At 68.9% G+C, this 19,090-nt stretch carries 17 protein-coding genes; 11 read left to right on the top strand and 6 right to left on the bottom strand.

Annotation, left to right across the window (positions count from 1 at the left end; genetic code table 11):
- Positions 1–11: 11 nt before the first annotated feature.
- On the bottom strand, positions 12–662 hold the full coding sequence (locus tag ACWPOC_RS16965; protein WP_120279757.1) for an ACT domain-containing protein: 651 nt from the start codon (positions 660–662) through the stop codon (positions 12–14).
- A 368-nt stretch (positions 663–1,030) separates the two neighbouring features.
- On the opposite strand from ACWPOC_RS16965, the gene gatC reads away from it, so the two are divergent.
- Entirely contained in the window at positions 1,031–1,330 is a 300-nt protein-coding gene (gene gatC, locus ACWPOC_RS16960; protein WP_006554549.1) for an Asp-tRNA(Asn)/Glu-tRNA(Gln) amidotransferase subunit GatC, read from the top strand.
- Positions 1,327–2,802 (top strand): Asp-tRNA(Asn)/Glu-tRNA(Gln) amidotransferase subunit GatA, encoded by a 1,476-nt coding sequence (gatA, locus tag ACWPOC_RS16955; protein ID WP_120279756.1) that lies wholly within the window; start codon positions 1,327–1,329, stop codon positions 2,800–2,802. Before gatC ends, gatA begins: the two co-directional genes overlap by 4 nt.
- Before the next feature lie 83 nt (positions 2,803–2,885).
- Here gatA and ACWPOC_RS16950 read toward each other — a convergent pair whose 3' ends face one another.
- Positions 2,886–4,190 (bottom strand): alpha/beta-hydrolase family protein, encoded by a 1,305-nt coding sequence (locus ACWPOC_RS16950; RefSeq protein ID WP_120279755.1) that lies wholly within the window; start codon positions 4,188–4,190, stop codon positions 2,886–2,888.
- The gene (locus ACWPOC_RS16945) at positions 4,187–4,798 is read right to left on the bottom strand and encodes a hypothetical protein (RefSeq protein ID WP_120279754.1); all 612 of its coding nucleotides are present in this window, start codon (positions 4,796–4,798) and stop codon (positions 4,187–4,189) included. The genes ACWPOC_RS16950 and ACWPOC_RS16945 overlap by 4 nt, the downstream gene beginning before the upstream one ends.
- 104 nt (positions 4,799–4,902) lie before the next feature.
- Here ACWPOC_RS16945 and ACWPOC_RS16940 point away from each other — a divergent pair, with 104 nt between their 5' ends.
- From ACWPOC_RS16940 to ACWPOC_RS16920, 5 genes are all read left to right on the top strand, one after another.
- Complete coding sequence (locus ACWPOC_RS16940; protein WP_455408993.1) at positions 4,903–6,132, top strand: sensor histidine kinase; 1,230 nt, start codon at positions 4,903–4,905, stop codon at positions 6,130–6,132.
- 11 nt (positions 6,133–6,143) lie between these two features.
- Complete coding sequence (locus ACWPOC_RS16935) at positions 6,144–6,821, top strand: response regulator (RefSeq protein ID WP_120279752.1); 678 nt, start codon at positions 6,144–6,146, stop codon at positions 6,819–6,821.
- Positions 6,822–6,924: 103 nt separating this feature from the next.
- A complete protein-coding gene (locus ACWPOC_RS16930; RefSeq protein ID WP_120279751.1) occupies positions 6,925–7,953 on the top strand; it encodes a 6-phosphofructokinase in 1,029 nt (342 codons plus the stop codon).
- Positions 7,954–7,995: 42 nt separating this feature from the next.
- The gene (gene gatB / locus ACWPOC_RS16925; protein WP_024101389.1) at positions 7,996–9,504 is read left to right on the top strand and encodes an Asp-tRNA(Asn)/Glu-tRNA(Gln) amidotransferase subunit GatB; all 1,509 of its coding nucleotides are present in this window, start codon (positions 7,996–7,998) and stop codon (positions 9,502–9,504) included.
- 25 nt (positions 9,505–9,529) lie between these two features.
- Positions 9,530–10,735: a cation:proton antiporter gene (locus ACWPOC_RS16920; protein WP_120279750.1), complete on the top strand. Its 1,206-nt coding sequence runs from the start codon at positions 9,530–9,532 to the stop codon at positions 10,733–10,735.
- Here the strand turns inward: ACWPOC_RS16920 and ACWPOC_RS16915 are convergent, their stop codons facing one another.
- On the bottom strand, positions 10,736–11,881 hold the full coding sequence (locus ACWPOC_RS16915) for a PQQ-dependent sugar dehydrogenase (protein WP_039585117.1): 1,146 nt from the start codon (positions 11,879–11,881) through the stop codon (positions 10,736–10,738).
- Between the two features lie 77 nt (positions 11,882–11,958).
- Between ACWPOC_RS16915 and ACWPOC_RS16910 the strand changes: the two genes are divergently transcribed.
- Positions 11,959–12,720, top strand: a complete 762-nt coding sequence (locus ACWPOC_RS16910; RefSeq protein WP_455408992.1) for a DoxX family protein — start codon at positions 11,959–11,961, stop codon at positions 12,718–12,720.
- Positions 12,721–12,803: 83 nt separating this feature from the next.
- Here the strand turns inward: ACWPOC_RS16910 and ilvD are convergent, their stop codons facing one another.
- A complete protein-coding gene (ilvD, locus tag ACWPOC_RS16905; protein WP_120279749.1) occupies positions 12,804–14,645 on the bottom strand; it encodes a dihydroxy-acid dehydratase in 1,842 nt (613 codons plus the stop codon).
- A 141-nt stretch (positions 14,646–14,786) separates the two neighbouring features.
- Positions 14,787–15,308 (bottom strand): PH domain-containing protein, encoded by a 522-nt coding sequence (locus tag ACWPOC_RS16900; RefSeq protein WP_120279748.1) that lies wholly within the window; start codon positions 15,306–15,308, stop codon positions 14,787–14,789.
- 266 nt (positions 15,309–15,574) lie between these two features.
- On the opposite strand from ACWPOC_RS16900, the gene ACWPOC_RS16895 reads away from it, so the two are divergent.
- From ACWPOC_RS16895 to ilvC, 3 genes are read left to right on the top strand one after another with little or no spacing between them, the layout of a single operon-like run.
- Entirely contained in the window at positions 15,575–17,515 is a 1,941-nt protein-coding gene (locus ACWPOC_RS16895) for an acetolactate synthase large subunit (protein ID WP_120279747.1), read from the top strand.
- Positions 17,512–18,015, top strand: coding sequence for an acetolactate synthase small subunit (gene ilvN, locus ACWPOC_RS16890; RefSeq protein ID WP_120279746.1), 504 nt, complete (start codon positions 17,512–17,514; stop codon positions 18,013–18,015). Before ACWPOC_RS16895 ends, ilvN begins: the two co-directional genes overlap by 4 nt.
- 50 nt (positions 18,016–18,065) lie before the next feature.
- Positions 18,066–19,067 (top strand): ketol-acid reductoisomerase, encoded by a 1,002-nt coding sequence (gene ilvC, locus ACWPOC_RS16885; RefSeq protein WP_016691198.1) that lies wholly within the window; start codon positions 18,066–18,068, stop codon positions 19,065–19,067.
- The last annotated feature ends 23 nt before the right edge of the window (positions 19,068–19,090 follow it).

Raw genomic sequence — 19,090 nt, 5'->3', positions numbered from 1 at the left:
CCCTCGGGGGACTATCGGAGGACGGTGCCGACGATGCCCGCGAAGTAACCGATGCGTGCGATCTCGGACGGACGGAACTCCGGTCCGCCGGGACGGCCGAGGACGAGGACGCGTTCGGGCGAGCCGAGGGGAGCCGCCGCGAGCATCGTGTCCATGTCGCGCCAGAGCTGCGGCACCCACTCACCGTCGTGGTCGAGCAGGGTGGCCTCGGCGAGAGGCATCCAGGGGACGCCGTCGAGGTGGGTCTCCGGCGAACCCGGGCTCCCCGCGATGCGGAAGACGCCGTTCGGGCCGACTCCGAGCACGGTCGCCCAGCCCACACGAAGCACCCGGGGAGCGCCGTCGACGAGGATCTGGATGCGGTCGTCGCGGGCGGCGGCGACGTGATCGATCAGTTCGAGTTCGCGATGGGTGTCGAGGATTCCGGCGTAGGGACGGATCGAGTCGACCGTCACACCGGGCAGGGCCTCGGCCGCGGTGAGCAGCGTGTCGGGGAGCTTGCCCGGCTCGACGTCGACGACGAGATCGTCGATCGCGAAGTCCGTGCCGCGTTCGACGACGTCGAGCGACAGGATGTCGGCGCCGACCGAACCGAGTGCCAGGGCGAGCGAGCCGAGGCTGCCGGGACGATCGGGGAGCCTGACACGCAAGAGGTACGACACGTGAGTCCTTTCCCCAGTCGGTTTCGTGCCGTCGACGAACGCCGCATCGACGGCACGTGGTGCGCCGGCATCCGCATGCCGGCCCAGGGGCCCGTGTCGACCTCTGGCAGACCACATCCTTGCACCTCGTCGACGGCGCCAGGGACGGTGCAGACCCGAAAATATGCCGACCCCACCGAAAATCCCCGGTCGCGACGGGGCATGTCACACGAACGCAACACAGCGTTGCGAAGCTGGCAACATCGGCGGGTCGGATGCGGCGCCGACCGCGCGACGAGTGATGTCGCCCGAACCGCGTGCGCCGTCGCTTCCAGGACGCATTACCCTGGACAGGACGTTCACTCTCCATCGGAAAGGGGCCATTCACGGTGCCTGCCATCTCCCGTGACGAGGTCGCGCATCTCGCCCGGTTGTCCCGGCTTGCGCTGACCGATGCCGAACTCGACGAGTTCGCCGGTCAGTTGGATTCGATCCTCAACCACGTCAAGGCGGTGTCGGAGGTGGCCGCGGACGATGTGGCTCCCATGGCGAACCCGAACGCCGTCACCAACGTGACGCGACCCGACGTCGTCGTCCCCGGTCTCACGCCCGAGCAGGCGCTCTCCGGTGCGCCGGCCGTCGAGGAGGACCGCTTCTCGGTCCCGCAGATCCTGGGAGAGGGCGAATGAGCACGGATACGACACGCCTCGACGCCGCGACCCTGGCGTCGAAGATCCATGCCGGCGAACTGTCGTCGGTGGAGGTCACCCAGGCACACCTCGATCGCATCGCCGAGGTGGACGGCGAATACAACGCCTTCCTGCACGTCGCCTCCGAGCAGGCGCTCGCCGCCGCGGCCGAGGTCGACCGTGCTGTCGCCGCAGGCGAGAAGCCGGCCTCGGCGCTCGCCGGTGTGCCGCTCGCGCTCAAGGACGTGTTCACCACCACGGACATGCCCACCACGTGCGGTTCGAAGATCCTCGAGGGCTGGGTCTCGCCCTACGACGCGACGCTCACCACGAAGCTGCGCGAAGCCGGGATCCCCATCCTCGGCAAGACCAACATGGACGAGTTCGCGATGGGTTCGTCCACCGAGAACTCGGCCTACGGTCCCACCCGCAACCCGTGGGACACCAGCCGTATCCCGGGTGGCTCCGGTGGTGGTTCCGCTGCGGCGCTCGCGTCGTACCAGGCCCCGCTCGCGATCGGCACCGACACCGGTGGCTCGATCCGCCAGCCCGCCGCCGTCACCGCCACCGTCGGCACCAAGCCCACCTACGGCACGGTCTCGCGGTACGGCCTGGTCGCCTGCGCGTCGTCGCTCGACCAGGGTGGACCCTGCGGCCGCACCGTCCTCGACACGGCACTGCTGCACGAGGTCATCGCCGGGCACGATCCGCGCGACTCGACGTCGGTGAACGCCCCCGTGCGTCCCGTCGTGGAGGCGGCGCGCCAAGGTGCGGCCGGCGACCTGAAGGGCCTGAAGGTCGGCGTGGTCAAGGAGCTGCACTCCGACAGCTACCAGCCCGGCGTGCTCTCGTCGTTCGATGCGGCGGTCGAGATGCTCACGAAGCTCGGCGCGGAGGTCGTCGAGGTGTCGTGCCCGCACTTCGAGTACGCGCTCGCCTCGTACTACCTGATCCTGCCGTCGGAGGTCTCCTCGAACCTGGCCCGCTTCGACGCCATGCGGTACGGCATGCGCGTCGACGACGGCACGATGAGCGCCGAGCAGGTCATGGCCGCGACCCGCGCCGCCGGTTTCGGCAAGGAGGTCAAGCGCCGCATCATGATCGGTACCTACGCGCTGTCCTCCGGCTACTACGAGGCCTACTACGGTCAGGCCCTCAAGGTCCGGACCCTCATCGCGCAGGACTTCGAGAAGGCCTACGAGCAGGTCGACGTTCTGGTCTCGCCCACGAGTCCGTTCACACCGTGGAAGCTCGGCGAGAAGGTCGACGACCCGCTGGCGATGTACCTGTCCGATCTGTGCACGCTCCCGACCAACCTCGCGGGACACTGCGCGATGTCGGTGCCGTCCGGTCTCTCGGCGGACGACGGTCTTCCCGTCGGCCTGCAGATCATGGCCCCGGCTCTCGCCGACGAGCGTCTGTACCGGGTGGGTGCGGCCTTCGAGGCGGCACGAGGACCCATCGTCGCCTGATCCTTTCCACACCACGACCCGCCGTGCCGTTCGTCGGCCGGCGGGTCGCGGTGTATCCGGGCGCCGATCCATCCGGATGCGATCTATCCGTGGGCGGAGGTGCACCGCGCCTGATCGTCGCCGTAGCGGTGCCCGTGACCGGGTGGGGCCTCGAGCGAGGTGAGCAGGTCCACCGTCGTGTTCACGAACGACACCACCGGCAGCCACGGCGGGATCGGGGCATCGGCGCGCGCATGCGACAGATCCGGCGGCGACCACAGCAGCGACGGCCGCCACCACACCACAGGGTCGGAGGTGTTCGCCCGGACACTCGCGCCGTCGGTGCGGACACCCGCGGGCGGCCCCGCGAGGAACAGTGCACACGGCTCCGGTTCGTTGTCGAAGACGGCGCTCGCACCGGTCGCGCCCAGGGACTGCCCGTAGACGTGCAGGGCGGGACGTTGCTCGTCGGGCAGCGTGGACAGGTGTGCTCGCAGTGCGGTGACGAGCGCCCGGGCCTCCTCCTCCGCGGCACCGTGGTCGAGGACGAAGGTCGCCCAGCTCGGCATGTCCGAGTACTGCTGGGCGACGATGGCGACGTCGTCGCCCCACCGGTGCTCGAAGCCGCGGACCGCAGCGGCATCGACCCAACCCGAGCCGGTCGGCACGGCCACCACGAGATGCGGTCGGTCGAAGGCTCTCGACCGTCGGAGTTCGTCCACTGCGAACTCCGCGCGCGCAGACGGATCCGGCGCGGCCGACAACGGCACGTAGATCCGGATCGGGGACCCCTCGGCGGGCAGGGACACGAACTTCTGCCCCTCGCGGCCCAACCGGTTCCACGACAGTGCCGATCCCGCACCGCCCGACAGCCCCGCCGAGAGCGCGGTGGGGGAGGCGACCGTGTCGATCGTCCCTCCGGGGGAGAACGCCATCGTGGCTGTGCCGATCCCAACCGTGACGCCGATCCCGACCGTGGCGCCGATCGCCAGCGTCACGGTGACGGCCGCCACCGCCACCCGGCGCCGCGACAGGAGATGCACGAGACGCGGAACGGCGAGCACCGCGGCGACGACCACGATCGCGACCGCCAGTGCTTCGAGCCACCAGCGCACATCCACAGCGGGAACCGACATCACCTCGCGCAGACCGTTCTGCCACCGATGCGCACCGGATGCCGCGACCAGCACGACGGACCCGCCGACGAGCGCGACCGGCACACGCAGTTCCGGCCTCGCGGGTCGCGGAGGTCGCCCGGCCCGCCGTCGCGCGGCCATGACGATGCGAAGCACCGCCAGCGCGATCACCACTGACAAACCTGTGACGACGCCCTGTACGACCGACTGTCGCGGCAGCAGGGGAGGGGCGAGGGAGATCACCGTCGCGAGAACCACCGTGAGGACCGTCATCGCCGCACCTTTCGTGCCGTGAAGCCCAGGGCGACCGAGCCCGCAGCGACGGCCAGGGCCCACGGCGATTCCGCGACAGGCGTCCGGTGACCCTGTCGCCACGAATTGAATTCCACTGCTGCAGAAGAGATTCCTGCGACCGGCATGCACGACGCGATGTCGGGTTCGGAACGACAGACGGTGTCGAGATGTCGCGCGAACAGCCCGTCGAGTTCGCGCCGGGCATCGGTGACCAGCTCGCCACCGGTGATGTGGGCGTACCGCAGGAGGTCGTATCCGAAATCGTGGACCCGGCACGCCGATTCGAACGCCGCCGGCACCGGAACCGGCGTGGAGCAGTCACCCTCCGGATCGGCGAGGACGGTCGTTCCGTCCGCCCACTGTTCGACGATCGGCGTGTACCCCATCACGGCGGTGAAATCGGTCGGCAGGGACGACAGTGCTCGCTCCGCGTCGTCGGCGACGAGCGCCGTCACCGTCGCTGCGGTCGCGGCGTCTTCCGTCGGGGGCGCGGCAGAGTGGGCGAGCGCCCCCGGCACGGCGGCATATGCCGCGGTGGCGAGGAAGGCGACCGACGCGACTCGGACCACTGCGGATTTCACTGTCATGCCGGCGACGCTAGGAACGCACAGCCCTCCACCGGACCCCGCGCCGGAGCGATCTCGATCAGGCCGGCACCACCTGCAGAGCTACGCGGATCTCACCCCCAGGTATGAGGACAGTCGAGACCGAGGCTCCTAGCGTGGGTGAGGTGAAAGAGCTTGCGAAGTCCGGCGTGAGAACCGCGGGACGCCTGGGCCGGGGACGGTGGAGCGTCGTCACCGTGGTCACCGTGACGTTGATCCTCTATGCGATCGCGTGGCCGACGCTGCCCCTGACCCACGACATCTCCCCACCGCTGTTGCCGCTGATCTCGGGGATGGCGGTGTTCCCGTTCCTCCTCGTGCTCGTCCGGCCGGCTCTGGGGTGGGCGGTGGCCGCGGCGGCCGGACTCGTCATCCCGATAGCGTTCGACCTGGTTCCCGGCTACGACTATCCGTGGCAGGTCGTGCACATCCTGGTGATGCTTGCGCTGGTGTTCGCCGTTGCGATCCGCGAGGAGATCCGCCTCGTGCTGGTCGTGTGGGTCGCGACCGTCCTGTTGTTCGCGGCGTTCGTTCCCGGCCGCAACGGCTGGGGATGGGGCATCGGTATCACCGCCGTCGTCGTCTTCGGGTTGCTGGTGCGCTGGCTGCTGATCTCCCGACGGCAACTCGCGCGGGAGGAGGAGGTCAGCGAGCTCGAACGTGCGCGTCGCGCCATCCTCGAGGAGAAGGCGCACATCGCACGCGACCTGCACGACATCGTCGCCCACCACATGTCGATGATCGTCGTGCAGGCACAGAGCGCCCCTTATCGGATTCCGGACGTGAACGACGACGTGCGCGCCGAATTCGACGCCCTCGGTGCGACCGCGCGGGAGGCACTGAACGAGGTCCGCACCCTGCTCGGGGTGCTCCGCAGCGACGGGCAACTCCCCGAGCACGAACCCCAGCCGGGTCTCGACCGCATCGACGACCTGTTCGAGTCCTCGCGTCGCGCGGGGATGTTGCTCGAGACCCGGATCGACGGAGTGCCGGGGCGTGTCTCCGACGGTGTCGGCCTGACGGTCTACCGGATCCTGCAGGAGTCGCTCGCGAACGCGGCCCGGCACGCTCCCGGTGCCCGCGTGTGCGCGCGGCTGTTGTGGGAGCCGGCGACCGTCACGGTGGAGGTGACCAACGGACAGTCGTCGGTCGACGGCCTCGTCGCCACCGTTCGGCCGTCGGACCGCAGCGGCGGCAACGGAATCCTGGGCATGGTCGAACGCGCGTCCGTCGTGGGCGGACAACTCGTCGCCCATCCCCGGCCCGGCGGAGGTTTCGAGGTCCGAGCGGTTCTCCCGGTGCTGACCGGGGCCTAAGGTGGGTGCCGATGACCGAACCGCACCCTCCCATCACCGTGTTCATCGCCGACGACCAGGCCATGGTCCGGCAGGGCTTCGGAGCACTGCTCGGAGCCCAGCCCGACATCAGCGTCGTCGGCGATGCCCCCGACGGTCGAGCGGCCGTCTCGGAGGTCGCGCGCCTGCGACCCGACGTCGTCCTCATGGACGTGCGCATGCCCGAGATGAACGGTCTCGACGCGGCGCGGCACATCCTCGCCGACACCCGTGAACCGCGGTCGAAGGTGCTCATGCTCACCACCTTCGATCTCGACGACTATGTCTACGAGGCGCTGGGGATGGGAGCGAGCGGGTTCCTGCTCAAAGACGCGCCGGCCGACGAACTCGTGCGTGCCGTGCGGGTGGTCGCCGACGGACAGGCACTGCTCGCGCCGACCGTCACCCGCCGCCTCATCGCCGACGTCACCAGCCGGCGCCGACCGGCGAGAGGACGCGACCGCGTCCTCGATCCTCTCACCCCGCGCGAACTCGAAGTGCTCGAACTGATCGCGCACGGCCTGTCGAACACCGAGATCGCGGAGCGGTTGTTCGTCGCCGAACAGACCGTCAAGACCCACGTCGGAAAGGTGCTCGGGAAGCTGCATCTGCGCGACCGCGCGCAGGCCGTGGTGCTCGCCTACGAGTCCGGTCTCGTCACACCCGGCTGAATCGGGCTGCCGTCGCGACTGCGAACGGGCAGGATTGGCACTGCAGCACCGGTCCGGGCAGTACCGGTTCTGCGGTACTGGTCCATCCGACGGGAGGTAGTGCGTGACGAGGATCGGAATTCTCACCAGTGGCGGGGACTGCCCCGGTCTCAACGCGGTCATCCGCGGAGCGGTGCTCAAGGGGACCGAGGTGCACGGACAAGAGTTCGTCGGATTCCTCGACGGCTGGCGCGGTCTCGTCGAGGGCGATGTGATCCCGTTGGACCGCAGCCGTGTTCGCGGTCTCGCCCAGCAGGGTGGCACGATCCTCGGCACGAGCCGGTTCGGCCCGTACCAGGGACCCGACGGCGGGGCACAGAACATCCAGAAGACCCTCGACCGCCTCGGGATCGACGCCGTGATCGCCATCGGGGGAGAGGGCACCGCCGCAGCCTCGAAGCGGCTCTTCGGTGAAGGGATCCGCATCGTCGGTGTGCCGAAGACGATCGACAACGACCTCAGCCACACCGACTACACCTTCGGTTTCGACACGGCCGTCGAAATCGCGACGGTGGCGATCGATCGCCTCCGCACCACCGGCAACTCCCACAAACGCTGCATGGTGCTCGAGGTCATGGGCCGGCACGCCGGATGGATCGCACTGCACGCGGGCACCGCGGGCGGGGCACACGCCATCCTCATCCCGGAACACCCCGAGAGCCTCGAACAGATCTGCGAGTGGGTGATGAGTGTCCGCAACCGCGGGCGCTCGCCGATGGTCGTCGTCGCCGAGGGCTTCACACTCCCCGAGATGGAGGAGGCATACTCCACCAAGGGACTCGACGGATTCGACCGGCCGCGCCTCGGTGGGATCGCCGAGGTGCTCGCGCCGCTCATCGAGAAGCACACCGGCATCGAGGCCCGCGCGACGGTCCTCGGGCACATCCAACGAGGCGGTGTCCCCACGGCATTCGACCGGGTGCTCGCCACCCGACTCGGCATGGCGGTGACCGATCTCGTCGCCGAGGAGGACTGGGGGCACATGGTCGCACTGCACGGCACCGACATCGCCCGGGTCGATTTCGACGAACTCGCCGAACCGAAGTACGTGCCCGACGAGCGCTATCAGGAGATGCGGATCCTGTTCGGGTGAGGCCGCGCGTCGGCACTCCCGGCGCCGTCTAAAATCGACACCATGACTGCCTCCGTGTCCGCTGACCTGCTCGCCTACGACGACGTGCTCGCGAAGTTCGAGCCCGTGATGGGCATGGAGGTGCACGTCGAGCTGCACACCGCCACCAAGATGTTCTGCGGCTGCCCGACCGCCTTCGGCGCCGAGCCCAACACGCAGGTGTGCCCGGTCTGCCTCGGTCTGCCGGGGGCACTGCCCGTCGTCAACCAGGCTGCCGTCGAGTCCGCGATCCGCATCGGCCTCGCGCTGAACTGCTCGATCACCCCGTGGGGTCGCTTCGCGCGGAAGAACTACTTCTACCCGGATCAGCCGAAGAACTACCAGATCTCGCAGTACGACGAGCCGATCGCCACCGACGGATATCTCGACGTCGTGCTCGACGACGGCACCACCTGGCGCGTCGACATCGAGCGCGCGCACATGGAGGAGGACACCGGCAAGTCGCTGCACGTCGGTGGCGCCACCGGTCGCATCCACGGTGCGAGCCACTCGCTGCTCGACTACAACCGCGCCGGTGTGCCGCTCGTCGAGATCGTCACCAAGCCGATCGTCGGTGCCGGCGAGCGCGCCCCCGAGGTCGCCCGCGCCTACGTCACCGCCCTGCGCGACCTGCTCGAGGCCCTCGATGTCTCCGACGTCCGCATGGACCAGGGTTCGATGCGGTGCGACGCGAACATCTCGCTGATGCCCATCGGCGCGAAGGAGTTCGGTACCCGTACCGAGACGAAGAACGTCAACTCCCTCAAGTCCGTCGAGGTCGCGGTGCGTTACGAGATGCGCCGCCAGGCGGCCGTGCTGGTCTCCGGTGGTGAGGTGATCCAGGAGACCCGGCACTTCCAGGAGGCCGACGGCACCACCTCGCCCGGTCGCCGCAAGGAGACCGCCGAGGACTACCGCTACTTCCCGGAGCCCGACCTCGAGCCGATCGCGCCCGACGCCGCCTGGGTCGAGGAGCTGCGCGCGACGCTGCCCGAGCTGCCGTGGCTGCGCCGCGCCCGCATCCAGGCCGACTGGGGTGTCTCCGACGAGGAGATGCGCGACCTCGTCAACGCCGGTGCGCTCGATCTCGTCATCGCGACCACCGAGGCCGGCGCCCCCGCCTCGGAGGCCCGCTCGTGGTGGGTCGCCTACCTGGCCCAGCAGGCCAACACCCGCGGTGTCGAACTCGCCGAACTGCCCATCACGCCCGAGCAGGTCGCCCGCGTCATCGCACTGGTGGCCGACGGCAAGCTGACGAACAAGCTGGCCCGTCAGGTCGTCGACGGTGTGCTCGCCGGTGAGGGCGAGCCCGACGAGGTGGTCGCCGCTCGCGGTCTCGAGGTCGTGCGCGACGATTCGGCGCTGCAGGCCGCGGTCGACGCCGCTCTGGCCGCCAACCCCGACATCGCCGACAAGATCCGCTCCGGCAAGGTTCAGGCGGCCGGCAAGATCGTCGGCGACGTCATGAAGGCCACTCGCGGACAGGCCGATCCGGCGCGCGTGAAGGAACTCGTCATCGCCGCGTGCAGTTGATCTTGCGCGGCTAGAGTAGCGGCGCATGGACGCTGCTGTAGCCACCTCGCTGTTCTGGATCGCCGTCGCGGCGGTGCTGGCACCGCTGATCGCCGGCGCCGTTCCGCGTCGGCTGGTCCCCGAGGTCGTGCTGCTGCTGGTGGCCGGTGTCCTCATCGGTCCCTACGCGCTCGACCTCGCGGAGACGGGCAGCGAGATCGGTATCCTGCGCGAACTCGGCCTGGGGATGCTCTTCCTGCTCGCCGGATACGAGATCGACCCCGCCGAGCTGCGCGGGCGGGGTGGGCGTCGCGCGATGTTCACCTGGTGCGTGTGCATGTTGTTGGCTCTCGGCACCGTCGCCGCACTGGGAGCGGCGGGTCAGGTGCACGCCGAGATCGCCGTGGCGATCGCGCTGACGTCCACGGCGCTGGGGACGCTCCTGCCGATCCTCGCCGACCGCGGACTCGTCGCAACCCCACTCGGACGCTCGGTGCTCAACCACGGGGCCTTCGGAGAGCTGCTGCCCGTCGTGGCCATGGCGACCCTGCTCGGTGCGCGCGGCGCACTCGGCTCGCTGATCGTCCTGCTGGCGTTCGCGGTCGTGGCCGTCGTCGTCGCCGTGCTGCCGACCTGGATCCTGCGGGAGGGCTCACGGTTCACCCAGTTCGTCCGGCTCGGTTCCGACACCACCGCCCAGATCCCGGTGCGCCTGACGATGCTGCTGCTCGTCGGACTCATCGCCGTCGCGGCAGTCTTCGATCTCGACATCATCCTCGGTGCCTTCGCGGCCGGTTTCATCCTGCGCCGCACGATCCCGGCGGGCGACGAGCGGCTCGAGAAGAAGCTCGACGGTCTGGGCTACGGCTTCCTCATCCCGATCTTCTTCGTCACCTCGGGCATGGCGATCGACGTCGGTGCCGTTGTGAGTGCCCCGGGGATCCTGCTGGCATTCCTCGGACTGCTCGTCCTGGTGCGGGGTGTGCCGGTTTTCGTCGCATCGCGCCTCAAACGTGACGAGACCGGAAAGCGGATGTTCGGAACCGCGGAGCAGTTGCAGATCGCCCTGTACTCGACGACGGGTCTTCCCCTGATCGTCGCGGTCACGGGCGTGGCGGTGAGTGCCGACCAGATGTCGAACGCGAGCGCGTCGATCCTCGTGGCGGCGGGCGCCGTCACCGTCCTCGTGCTCCCGATGCTCGCGGGACTGCTCCACCGCACCGAACCGGTGGAGACGCCGGAGCGGGCGTGATCAGTCGAATCCACCGCCACCGGCCGGGAACTGGATGCGGACGACGCGGTCGTCGTTCGGTCCCGGTTCGGAACCGGACTTGTTGACCGTCGAGACCCACAGCAGGCCGTCGGGCGACGACGCGGCGCCGCGCAGCATGCCGTAACGGTCCTCCGCTGCGAGGACGGGCGACGCCGTGACCGCTCCGGTGCCCGGATCGGTGGCGACGACCGCGACGGCCTTCGCGTCGGTGAGCGAGATCGCGATCCCGTCGGGGGCCGCTGCGCACCCGGCGACACCGGGCCGCTCGGGCCACGTCCAGGCCGGGCCGGTGCCGGTCGAGCCGTCGACCCCGACCCGCTGGAGCCGGTCTTCGAGGGGAGTGCGGTCGGTGACCCACAGATTGCCGTTGGGGTCGCGGCACACATCGCCCGCGGTGCCGATGCCCGACAACATCACCGACGGGGCGGGTGCCGCGCCGGGGGCTGGGAGCGGCAGGTTCAGGAGCTTGCCGGACAAGACGTTCGGATCGTTTGCGGCCGCTGCGTTTCCGGCGTCGCCGGTCAGGACGGCGAGTTCGGTGGGTGAGACGAACTCGATGGCGCCGGAATTGCCCGTCGCGCCGCGGGGGATCCCTGTCAGCACGTCCTTGGGAGTGTCACCCGCGGCGATGCGGACCACGCGGTTGTCGGAGGCCGTGGTGATGTAGGCGTAGAGCAGTCGGTCCTCGGCGAAAGTGGGGGAGAGCGCCACGTCCAGCAGCCCACCGTCCCCGGAGCCGTCGACCGGGATGGTCGCGATCTCCACCGGCTCGGTCTCCGGGGCGACCTGCAGTATCCGGCCCGTCCGACGCTCGGTGACGAGCGCGGAGTTGCCATCGGGCATCGTCACCAGGCCGCCGGTGACGTCGAGGCAGGTCGCGATCACGGACGGATCGGGGTCGACACAGGGCCCCGGTGGCTTGGGGGAGGCGCTCGGCGTCGTCGTCTCGGTGGGGTCCTGGGGTCCGACGCCCGGTCCCGGGTCGAAGGTGGGCTCGGGAGTGAACGGGGTCGACGCGGAGTCGTCGAAGCGGGCGCAGGACGGGACGGCGAGGACTCCGACGGCGAGCACCGCCGCTGCCGCACGTACGCCCCACGAACCCGTCCATCGCGTACCCCGTGTCATGCCGCAAACGTTACCGGCACGACGCGCGCACCCGCGGATGCCGGGTGCGGGGACGGTCACGGGCATAGGCTGAGGACGTGGCCGACAACAAGAACGGTGGCATACCGGACGCGGGTTCGAATCCCTACGGCGACCAGCCCGACGAACACACACTCGAGATGCGCCGACCACGCGAGTCGTATCTCGGATCCGACGATGACTTCGGCGCAGGCGGAGCTCCCCTCGGCAGCGACGCCTACGCCGCTCCCACCGAGCAGATGTACCGGCCGGAGCCGGTCTACGGTGCGGATACGGGCGGCGCGGTGGTCGCCGGCGAACAGGCCCCGGCGAAGGTGCGCCGCGGAACGCTCGACCTCGGTCTGTTCGTCCTGCGTGCGGCGGTCGGGGCGATCCTCGTCGCCCACGGACTGCAGAAGCTGGTGGGTCTGTGGAACGGGCCTGGACTCGACGGTTTCGAGTCGTTGCTCCGCGATGCGGGATACCAGCAGCCCGCCGTGCTCGCGATCGTCGGCGCGGTCGGTGAGATCGCAGCCGGAGGACTGCTCGTCCTGGGTCTGCTCACCCCGTTCGCCGCTGCCGCGATCGTCGCGATCATGGTCAACGCGGTGCTGTTCAAGCACGAACTCGAACCGGGCGTCCAGTTCTTCGCCGCCGAATCGTCGGGCTTCGAATTCGAGGCCCTCCTCGTCGCCTGCGCGGTGGCGATCACCCTCACCGGACCGGGACGCATCGCGATCGACGGACGACGCGGGTGGGCGACGCGTCCGTTCCTGGGCTCGTTCGTCGTGCTGCTGCTGGGTGTGGCGGCCGGCGTGTGTCTGTGGATCTTCGGACGCTGAGACACGGCAAGCCGGATATTACGAAGGGCGAGGGCCCCGCGATCGGATGATCGCGGGGCCCTCGCCCTTACTGTCGTCAGGTGTTACGGCACGCGCCGCACGGCACCCTTGTCGGCGGAGGTCGCCAGAGCGGCGTAGGCGCGCAGTGCCTTCGAGACCGTGCGCTCACGGTCGACGGGCTGCCACGGACGCTCGGAGGCCTCCATCTTCGCGCGACGGTCCGCGAGCACCTCGTCGTCGACGAGCACCTCGAGGGTGCGGGTCGCGACGTCGATGCGGATCCGGTCGCCCTGCTCGATCAGGCCGATCACACCACCGGAAGCGGCCTCGGGGGAGACGTGCCCGATGGACAGACCGGAGGTGCCGCCGGAGAAGCGGCCGTCGGTGATCAGGGCACACACCTTGCCCAGACCGATGCCCTTGAGGAAGGAGGTCGGGTGCAGCATCTCCTGCATGCCGGGGCCGCCGGCCGGGCCCTCGTAGCGGACGACGACCACGTCGCCGGCCTTGATCTTCTTGCCGAGGATGACCGAGACGGCCTCCTCCTGCGACTCGACGACGTAGGCCGGGCCCTCGAAGTGGAACAGGTCCTCGTCGATACCGGCGGTCTTGAGGATCGCGCCGTCCGGTGCGAGGTTGCCGCGCAGCACGCACAGGCCGCCCTCGACGGTGTAGGCGTGCTCGATGTCGCGGATGCAGCCGTTCGCGGCATCGGTGTCGAGCGTCGACCAACGGTTGTCGGTCGAGAACGGTTCGGTGGTGCGCACACCGCCCGGTGCGGCGTGGAACAGCTCGAGGGCCGTCTCGGACGCCTTGCCGGAACGGATGTCCCAGGTGTCGAGCCACTCGTCGAAGCTCTTCGTGTGGACCGTGGAGACGTCGGTCTCGAGCAGGCCACCGCGGCGCAGCTCGCCGAGGATCGCGGGGATACCGCCGGCGCGGTGCACGTCCTCCATGTGGTAATCGGAGTTCGGGGAGACCTTGGCCAGGCAGGGCACCCGGCGGCTGATCTCGTCGATGGTGGACAGGTCGAAGTCGACCTCACCCTCCTGCGCGGCGGCGAGGGTGTGCAGCACGGTGTTCGTGGAACCACCCATCGCGACGTCGAGCGCCATCGCGTTGCGGAAGGCGGCCGGGGTTGCGATGTTGCGCGGCAGCACCGACTCGTCGTCGTCGCGGTAGTAACGCAGGGCCGCTTCGACGATCGTGGTGCCGGCGGTCTCGAACAGTGCGCGTCGCGCCTCGTGGGTGGCGAGGGTCGAACCGTTGCCGGGCAGCGCGAGACCGAGGGCCTCGGTGAGGCAGTTCATCGAGTTGGCGGTGAACATACCCGAGCACGAACCGCAGGTCGGGCACGCGCTGCGCTCGACCTCGTCGAGACCCGCGTCGTCGACGGCCTCGCTGGCGGAGGCCGAGATGGCGGTGATGAGGTCGGTGGGGGCGTGGGCGACACCGTTGACGACGACCGCCTTGCCGGCCTCCATCGGACCGCCGGAGACGAAGATCGTCGGGATGTTCAGGCGCATCGCGGCATTGAGCATGCCCGGCGTGATCTTGTCGCAGTTCGAGATGCACACCAGCGCGTCGGCGGTGTGCGCGTTGACCATGTATTCGACGGAGTCGGCGATGATCTCGCGGCTCGGCAGCGAGTAGAGCATGCCCCCGTGGCCCATCGCGATGCCGTCGTCGACGGCGATGGTGTGGAACTCGCGTGCCACGCCGCCTGCTTCGCGCACGGCCTTCGCGACGATCTCACCGACGTCCTTGAGGTGGACGTGACCGGGTACGAACTGCGTGTAGGAGTTCGCGATCGCGACGATCGGCTTGCCGAAGTCGGAATCGGTCAGGCCGGTGGCGCGCCACAGGGAGCGCGCTCCCGCGGCGTTTCGTCCGACGGTGGTGGTGCGTGACCTCAACGGGGGCATGGGCTGACTTCCTTGACGGTGGCTGTGTGCGCAATCGGCCGGGCCGCGTGCGGTCGCCGGGCTGGGGCGGATCCGGGCAGCGGCACCGACGAATCTACTCGCGTGCGTCCGGATGCACCTATTCGCACCCGGTCGCGAGGATCAGGAGGAGCGGTCGTCCTTCTTCTCGACGGTGACTGCGTCGTCGGTGGTTTCGGCGTCCGAGCCGGCTTCGGCGGCCGCCTCCTCGCGGTGTGCCTTCTCCTCGGCGCGCTGTGCGGCCGCATACGGATCGGGGATGCGGCCCCCACTCGCCTCCGACAACTGCGGCAACCGGCCGAAGGTGACGACCGGCAGTGCGACCTCGCTGCCGTCGGTGAGCCGCGCGCGGGCCCAGCCCCGCTTCGGGAACCGAAGGCCGTCGAGTTCGTCCCACTTCAGGCTCGTGGTCTTGAAGGTCGCCCGCGCGACGATGCCCTCGGGGCCGACGACGGTGCGTACCCGCACGACCCAGGCGGCGACGAGGAACGGAATGATCAGCGTCCATGCGAAGGCCTCCGGCCACGCGAGCGCGGGCGAGGCGAGGGCGAGGAACAGCAGAGCACACGCGAGGAACGACAGTCGCGAGATCTGGATGACCTGCGTCGCCGAATCGGGCGTGTGGGATGATGGAGTCGGTGGCACGGGCTGCTGGGAAGATGACACCTCTACATCTTCGCACTGCAGCCGCGGCATCTCACATTCTGGGACAGTGGACCGCACCAAGTTGACTGTCTGGACACCATGCGCCTACCGTCGAGCGCGTGAATCAGAATGGGTTGCTCGTAATCGGCCGGCGCGTCGTCGCCTGAGCCGCATTTCGCAACTCGCCCACGACGCGCCACCCTCGTACAGCAGACTTGCTGACGAGGGTTTTTTGTTGCCCGGAGCCAGAATCAGAGGAATTCGCAGTGAGCGCACCAACCGCACGGCCTCAACCCTCGCCGCGAAAGCCGGGGTCCGCCACCCCGACTCCCGCAGCTGCCGCAACGCAGCCCGCCAACCGACGCCAGGTCGCCCCCGAGCGGGTCACCGGCGCCCAGTCGGTGGTCCGCGCACTCGAGGAACTCGAGGTCGACACGGTATTCGGCATTCCCGGCGGCGCGATCCTGCCCGTCTACGACCCGCTCTTCGATTCGCGGCGCGTGCGCCACGTGCTCGTCCGTCACGAGCAGGGCGCCGGGCACGCTGCCACCGGTTACGCCCAGGCCACCGGCAAGGTCGGCGTGTGCATGGCCACTTCCGGTCCGGGCGCGACGAACCTCGTCACCCCGCTCGCCGACGCGCAGATGGACTCCGTGCCCGTCGTCGCGATCACCGGTCAGGTCGGTCGCCCGCTCATCGGCACCGACGCCTTCCAGGAAGCCGACATCTCCGGCATCACGATGCCGATCACAAAGCACAATTTTCTGGTCACCGACGGCGCCGACATCCCGCGCATCCTGGCCGAGGCGTTCTACCTCGCCTCCTCGGGCCGCCCGGGCGCGGTCCTCGTCGACATCCCCAAGGACATCCTCCAGGCACAGACCACCTTCAGCTGGCCGCCGGAGATGCACCTGCCCGGCTACCGCCCGGTGACGAAGCCGCACGGCAAGCAGGTCCGCGAGGCCGCGCGACTGATCGCCGACGCGAAGAACCCGGTGCTGTACGTCGGCGGCGGTGTCATCAAGGCCGAGGCATCGGCCGAACTGCTCGAGCTCGCCGAGCTGACCGGCATCCCGGTCGTCACGACGCTCATGGCCCGCGGTGCGTTTCCCGACAGCCACAACCTGCATTGCGGCATGCCCGGCATGCACGGCAACGTCGCCGCGGTCGCCGCGCTGCAGAGGAGCGACCTGCTCATCACCCTCGGTGCCCGCTTCGACGACCGGGTGACCGGCCAGCTCGACTCGTTCGCACCCGACGCCAAGGTCATCCACGCAGACATCGATCCTGCGGAGATCGGCAAGAACCGGCACGCCGACGTGCCGATCGTCGGTGACTGCAAGGAGGTCATCGTCGAACTGCTCGAGGCCATCCGCGCCGACCTGGCGACCGGCACGAAGCTCGACTACACGGCATGGTGGGCCTACCTCGACGACATCCGTCGCACCTACCCGCTGAGCTACGACCGTCCCACCGACGACACCCTGTCGCCGCAGTACGTCATCCAGGCCGTCGGCAAGCTCGCCGGTCCCGACGCGATCTACTGCGCAGGTGTCGGTCAGCACCAGATGTGGGCGGCGCAGTTCGTCGCCTACGAGAAGCCCCGCACGTGGCTCAACTCGGGCGGTCTCGGCACCATGGGTTACGCGGTTCCCGCCGCTCTGGGCGCCAAGATGGGTCGTCCCGACACCGAGGTGTGGGCCATCGACGGCGACGGCTGCTTCCAGATGACCAATCAGGAACTCGCGACGTGCGCCGTCGAGGGTGTGCCGATCAAGGTCGCGCTCATCAACAACGGCAATCTCGGCATGGTCCGGCAGTGGCAGACCCTCTTCTACGAGGAGCGGTACTCGAACACCGACCTGGCGACGCACTCGCTGCGCATCCCCGACTTCGTCAAGCTCGCCGAGGCCCTGGGCTGCGTGGGCATCCGCGTCGAGCGCGAGGAGGACGTCGAGCCGGCGATCCGCCGGGCACAGGAGATCAACGATCGTCCCGTCGTGATCGACTTCATCGTCGGCAAGGACGCGCAGGTGTGGCCGATGGTCGCCGCCGGCACGAGCAACGACGAGATCATGGCGGCCCGCGATATCCGGCCGCTGTTCGACGACGACGCCGCTGCCGACGACCCCGCCGTCATCCACGAGACCATCGACGCGCTCGAAATCCGCAGCGAGAACGCTGCGGCCCAGGAGGAGACCAAGTGAGCACGAGTCACACCCTCAGTGTTCTCGTCGAGGACAAGCCGGGCGTGCTCGCCCGAGTCGCATCGCTGTTCTCGCGACGCGGCTTCAACATCGAATCCCTTGCCGTCGGTGGCACCGAGGTGCCCGACATCTCGCGGATGACGATCGTGGTGACCGTCGACGAGTTCCCGCTCGAGCAGGTCACCAAGCAGCTCAACAAGCTCGTCAACGTCATCAAGATCGTCGAGCAGGAGGGCGAGGCGTCCGTCGCCCGCGAACTCGTGCTCATCAAGGTGCGCGCCGACGCGAGTGTGCGCACCCAGGTCATCGAGACGGTGAATCTGTTCCGCGCCAAGGTGATCGACGTCTCGCCCGAGTCGCTGACCATCGAGGCGACCGGTACGCGGTCCAAGCTCGACGCGCTGCTGCGCATGCTCGAACCGTACGGAATCCGCGAAATCGTCCAGTCCGGTGTCGTCGCCGTCGGACGCGGTCCGAAGTCCATCACGGCTACCCGTTAGCCTTAACACACCCATACTTGCTGAAAGAGGTAATCACTGTGGCAGTCGAGATGTTCTACGACGACGATGCCGACCTGTCGATCATCCAGGGTCGTAAGGTCGCCGTCATCGGCTACGGCAGTCAGGGACACGCGCACTCGCTGAGCCTGCGCGACTCGGGCGTCGACGTTCGCATCGGTCTGAAGGAGGGCTCGAAGTCGCGGGCCAAGGCCGAGGAAGCCGGTCTCACCGTCGGCACCCCCGCCGAGGTCTCCGAGTGGGCCGACGTGATCATGGTCCTCGCTCCCGACACCGCCCAGGCGTCGATCTTCACCAACGACATCGAGCCCAACCTGAAGGACGGCGACGCGCTGTTCTTCGGCCACGGTCTCAACATCCACTTCGGTCTCATCACCGCTCCCGAGAACGTGACCGTCGCGATGGTCGCCCCCAAGGGCCCCGGCCACCTCGTGCGTCGTCAGTTCGTCGACGGCAAGGGCGTTCCCGCGCTCATCGCCGTCCACCAGGACCCCAAGGGTGAGGGTCAGGCGCTCGCGCTGTCCTACGCCAAGGGCATCGGCGGCACCCGCGCCGGCGTCATCAAGACCACCTTCAAGGAAGAGACCGAGACCGACCTCTTCGGCGAGCAGGCCGTGCTCTGCGGTGGCACCGAGGAGCTCGTCAAGACCGGCTTCGACGTCATGGTCGAGGCGGGCTACGCCCCCGAGATGGCCTACTTCGAGGTTCTCCACGAGCTCAAGCTCATCGTCGACCTCATGTACGAGGGTGGCATCGCCCGCATGAACTACTCGGTGTCCGACACCGCGGAGTTCGGCGGCTACCTCTCCGGCCCGCGCGTCATCGACGCCGGCACCAAGGAGCGCATGAAGGAGATCCTGAAGGACATCCAGGACGGCACCTTCGTCAAGCGTCTCGTCGCCAACGTCGAGGGCGGCAACAAGGAGCTCGAGGGTCTGCGCAAGCAGAACGCCGAGCACGGCATCGAGGTCGTCGGCAAGCAGCTGCGCGACCTGATGAGCTGGGTCGATCGCCCCATCACCGAGACGGCCTGACAGCCACCCGATCCGGTCACGGC

The sequence above is a fragment of the Rhodococcus sp. 5G237 genome (assembly GCF_053764735.1).
Note: the sequence above shows the minus strand (reverse complement) of the source record. Positions and strands in the feature narration are given on the sequence as shown.

Excerpts from the sequence above, each read along its gene's own strand:
- gatA (WP_120279756.1), top strand. The coding sequence starts at position 1,327 with ATGAGCACGGATACGACACGCCTCGACGCCGCGACCCTGGCGTCGAAG.
- ACWPOC_RS16950 (WP_120279755.1), bottom strand. The coding sequence starts at position 4,190 with ATGACGGTCCTCACGGTGGTTCTCGCGACGGTGATCTCCCTCGCCCCT.
- ACWPOC_RS16945 (WP_120279754.1), bottom strand. The coding sequence starts at position 4,798 with ATGACAGTGAAATCCGCAGTGGTCCGAGTCGCGTCGGTCGCCTTCCTC.
- ACWPOC_RS16940 (WP_455408993.1), top strand. The coding sequence starts at position 4,903 with ATGAGGACAGTCGAGACCGAGGCTCCTAGCGTGGGTGAGGTGAAAGAG.
- ACWPOC_RS16935 (WP_120279752.1), top strand. The coding sequence starts at position 6,144 with ATGACCGAACCGCACCCTCCCATCACCGTGTTCATCGCCGACGACCAG.
- gatB (WP_024101389.1), top strand. The coding sequence starts at position 7,996 with ATGACTGCCTCCGTGTCCGCTGACCTGCTCGCCTACGACGACGTGCTC.
- ACWPOC_RS16920 (WP_120279750.1), top strand. The coding sequence starts at position 9,530 with ATGGACGCTGCTGTAGCCACCTCGCTGTTCTGGATCGCCGTCGCGGCG.
- ACWPOC_RS16915 (WP_039585117.1), bottom strand. The coding sequence starts at position 11,881 with ATGACACGGGGTACGCGATGGACGGGTTCGTGGGGCGTACGTGCGGCA.
- ilvD (WP_120279749.1), bottom strand. The coding sequence starts at position 14,645 with ATGCCCCCGTTGAGGTCACGCACCACCACCGTCGGACGAAACGCCGCG.
- ilvC (WP_016691198.1), top strand. The coding sequence starts at position 18,066 with ATGTTCTACGACGACGATGCCGACCTGTCGATCATCCAGGGTCGTAAG.